5 protein-coding genes are annotated in these 3,838 nt (G+C 59.7%); all 5 read left to right on the top strand.

Features of this window, described 5'->3' with window-relative positions:
- A partial coding sequence (locus ABYM29_RS15115) for a cbb3-type cytochrome c oxidase subunit I (RefSeq protein WP_372865623.1) occupies nucleotides 1-1,429 on the top strand: 1,429 nt, incomplete at its 5' end.
- Nucleotides 1,413-2,093: a cytochrome c oxidase subunit 3 gene (locus ABYM29_RS15110; RefSeq protein ID WP_372865622.1), complete on the top strand. Its 681-nt coding sequence runs from the start codon at nucleotides 1,413-1,415 to the stop codon at nucleotides 2,091-2,093. The genes ABYM29_RS15115 and ABYM29_RS15110, both read left to right, overlap by 17 nt.
- Before the next feature lie 8 nt (nucleotides 2,094-2,101).
- On the top strand, nucleotides 2,102-2,779 hold the full coding sequence (locus ABYM29_RS15105; RefSeq protein ID WP_372865621.1) for a heme-copper oxidase subunit III family protein: 678 nt from the start codon (nucleotides 2,102-2,104) through the stop codon (nucleotides 2,777-2,779).
- A gap of 8 nt (nucleotides 2,780-2,787) precedes the next feature.
- Nucleotides 2,788-3,108: a cytochrome C oxidase subunit IV family protein gene (locus tag ABYM29_RS15100; RefSeq protein WP_372865620.1), complete on the top strand. Its 321-nt coding sequence runs from the start codon at nucleotides 2,788-2,790 to the stop codon at nucleotides 3,106-3,108.
- Nucleotides 3,109-3,135: 27 nt separating this feature from the next.
- Complete coding sequence (locus ABYM29_RS15095; protein ID WP_372865619.1) at nucleotides 3,136-3,825, top strand: SCO family protein; 690 nt, start codon at nucleotides 3,136-3,138, stop codon at nucleotides 3,823-3,825.
- The last annotated feature ends 13 nt before the right edge of the window (nucleotides 3,826-3,838 follow it).

The raw sequence follows: 3,838 nt of genomic DNA, 5'->3' as shown, positions 1-3,838 counted from the left end.
CTACCTGCTGTCGGTGATTGTACTGCTGGCCAGTTTTTTTGTGCCGGGCGGGGCCACCGGCGCGGGTTGGACCCTGTATCCGCCCCAGGCGATTTTGCCGGGCACGCCGGGCAATGACGTGGGCATTTTGATGATGCTGATCTCGCTGGCGATCTTCATTGTCGCCTTCACCATGGGCGGCCTGAACTATGTCACCACTATTTTGCAGGCCCGCGCCAAGGGCATGACGCTGATGCGCATGCCACTGAGTATTTGGGGTATCTTCATTGCCAGCATACTGGGCCTGCTGGCCTTTCCGGCGCTGCTGGTCAGCGCCATTATGATGCTGATGGACCGCCTGGCCGGCACCAGCTTTTTTATGCCGGCGCTGCTGTCGCTGGGCGAGCAAATGGAATACGGCGGCGGTAGCCCAGTGCTGTTTCAGCACCTGTTTTGGTTCTTTGGTCACCCCGAGGTGTACATCGTTGCGCTGCCGGCCTTTGGCATGGTGTCGGACGTGATTGCCACCCATGCCCGCAAAAACATTTTCGGTTACCGGATGATGGTGTGGGCCATTGTCGCCATTGGCGGGCTGAGTTTTGTGGTGTGGGCCCACCATATGTATGTCAGCGGCATGAACCCCTATTTTGGCTTTTTCTTCGCCACCACCACGCTGATTATTGCCGTGCCCACCGCGCTGAAGGTTTACAACTGGGTGCTGACGCTGTGGCGCGGCAATATTCATATGACGGTGCCGATGATGTTCGCCATCGGCTTTATCTTCACCTTTACCCACGGCGGCTTAACCGGCCTGTTCCTCGGCAATGTGGTGGTCGACCTGCCGCTGTCCGACACCTATTTTGTGGTTGGTCACTTTCATATGGTGATGGGGGTGTCGCCGATTATGGTGCTGTTTGCCGCCATTTATCACTGGTTCCCGAAAATCACCGGCCGCTTTTTGGACAGCGGCATGGGCAAACTGCATTTCTGGATCACCTTTCTCGGCACCTACAGCATTTACTTGCCGATGCACTATCTGGGTTTTCTCGGGGTGCCCCGGCGCTACTTCGCCATGGGCCCCACCGAGTTTATTCCCGAGTCGGCACAGTCGCTCAATGCCGGTATCACCGTTTCGGCGCTGATTGTCGGGCTGGCGCAGCTGATATTTATTGTCAACCTGATTTGGAGCACCTTTAAGGGCCAGCGGGCCGGCGACAACCCCTGGGAGGCGACCACGCTGGAGTGGCAAACGGCGACCACACCGCCGGGCCACGGCAATTGGGGCGCGGAGCTGCCGGTGGTTTACCGCTGGGCCTACGACTACAGCGTGCCGGGGGTGAAGGCCGATTTCATCCCGCAAAACTGCCCGCCATCGGCAGTGGAAATGGCCGCCGCCGAGGGTGGCGAGCTGGATGACAACAAGGGGCCCTACAATGAACCTACTGCATAAACTGGCTGAAAAGCCCTGGCTGGCCCAGACCGAAGGCGGCGATGCGGCGCTGCTGGAAGACAGCGGGCCGAGGCTGCCGGCAAAAACCGCGCTGAAGTTTTTTATCGCCGTGGTGTCGGTAATTTTCTTTCTTTTCACCATCACTTTTCTGTCGCGCTCCCAGTACCCGGATTTTCAGGCGCTGGCGGGCGAGCCCTGGCTGCCGCTGAGCAATACCGGCCAGCTGTGGTTTAACAGCGCGCTGTTAGTGCTGGCCAGTGCCGGGCTGGAACTGGCCAGACGTCAGGCCGGGCGCCAGCCGCTCGGCGCGGTGGTGCTGGCGCTGGGCGCGGCGGCGGTGTGCTCCGTCGGCTTTGTAATTGGCCAGTACCTGGTCTGGCTGCAACTGAGCGACCGTGGCTATACGGTCAGCGCCAACCCGGCCAATAGCTATTTCTATCTGCTAACGGCGATTCACGCCCTGCATTTGTTGGGCGGCCTGTTTGCTCTGGCGAGGCTGATTTACCGCTTTGCCGAGCGGCCAAACCTGGCATCGCTGCAGCAGAATATCGGCCTCTGCGCGCTGTATTGGCACTATCTGTTGTTGCTGTGGTTGTTTTTGTTTGCCCTGTTGGTAGCCCCCGCCGAGACCTATCGGGCGATTGCTGCCTTTTGCGGCTTGTAGGAGGCGTAATGGCCGAACTCGACGATAAAACTCCGCCCGCCGACGACTGGGCCGGTGTCGCCCGCGACTGGTCGGCAGACAAGCAGGCCTTCGACATGCCCTGGGGCAAGTTGATGATGTGGATCTTCCTGCTCAGCGACACCTTTATCTTCAGTATTTTTCTCACCGGTTATATGAATGTGCGGCTGTCCAGCGTGGAGCCCTGGCCCAATTCCAGCGAGGTGTTCGCCCTGACCATTGCCGGTCAGCACATTCCGCTGGTGCTGATCGCCATTATGACCTTCATCCTGATCACCAGCAGCGGCACCATGGCGATGGCGGTGAACTACGCCTACCGGGGCGACAAGCGCCGCACCGTGTACCTGATGGCGGCGACGGCGCTGCTGGGCGCCAGCTTTGTCGGCATGCAGGCCTTCGAGTGGACTAAGCTTATAGTCGATGAGGGCATTCGCCCCTGGGGCAACCCGATGGGCGCGGCCCAGTTTGGCGCGGCCTTTTTTATGATCACCGGCTTTCACGGGCTGCACGTCACCGGCGGGGTGATTTATTTAGCGGTAATCGCCCGGCGGGTGGCCCGCGGCCACTACGAGCAGAAGGGCTATCAAATCGTCGAAATTACCGGCCTGTATTGGCATTTTGTCGATCTGGTGTGGGTGTTTATTTTTGCACTATTTTATCTGTGGTGAGGTGAGCGATGACTCAGGCAGTGGCGCAGCAACACCCCATTAGTTTGTACCTCAAGGTCTGGGGCGTGCTGTTTGTGCTCAGCGCCATGTCCTACATGGTGGACTTTTATCAACTGCAGGGCGCGCTGCGCTGGACGCTGATCTTGCTGTTCATGGCCCTGAAGGCCGGGCTGATCGTCGCGGTGTTTATGCATGTGGTCTGGGAGCGCCTGGCGGTTAAGTTGTTGCTGTTTGTGCCGACCCTGGCGATTGTGATCTTTGTGGCCATGATGGCGATCGAGGGCGACTACACCTTCTTCAATCGCCTTGCGTCTTTCCTTTCGGTATGAGGCGCTGCCGCGCAGGGATTAAGCGCAATGGCCCTGAGTAATAAACAGCGCGTCATTGCCGCGCTGCTCTGCCTGCTGGTGGCCAGCGCCGCAGCGGTGTTCACGCTGCGAGAAAGCCGAGCGCCGGTGGCACAACTCAACGCCGGCGTGCTGCTGGCGCCGGCCCAGCCACTGCCCGACTTCCAACTGATTAATGAGCGCAAGCAGCCGGTTACCAAGGCCGACCTGCGCGGCAAATGGCATCTGCTGTCCTATGGCTATACCTATTGCCCCGATGTGTGCCCAACCACCTTGTCTACCCTTGTGCAGCTGCGCCGCCGGCTGGATGAGTTGGGGCCGGGGCAGGGTGAAATGAGCGGGGAGCTGAATTTCTTGTTCTACACCATCGACCCCCAGCGCGACACCCCGGACAAACTGGCCGATTACATGGCCTATTTCGGCCACCGTTTCACCGCCCTTAGCCAGCCGCAGCCGCCGCAGGCCAAGGTGTTTGAACAGGCGCTGGGCATCAAGGCGCAAATTTACGCAACGCCCGCCGAGCCGGACAATTATCAGGTCAGCCACGGCCTGGCCCTGTACCTGATCAACCCCCGCGCCGAGTTACAAGCGGTGTTCACCCCGCTGACAGGAACCCTGGGCATGGCGCATTTCAACCTGGACTGGCTGCTGGAAGACTATCTCGCGGTGCGTAGGGAATATCGGGGCGACAAACGCTAGGCAGAGGGCAGCG

The sequence above is a fragment of the Spongiibacter sp. genome (assembly GCF_041602295.1).
Classification (GTDB): domain Bacteria; phylum Pseudomonadota; class Gammaproteobacteria; order Pseudomonadales; family Spongiibacteraceae; genus Spongiibacter.
This window is presented reverse-complemented; position numbering and strand designations above follow the sequence as displayed.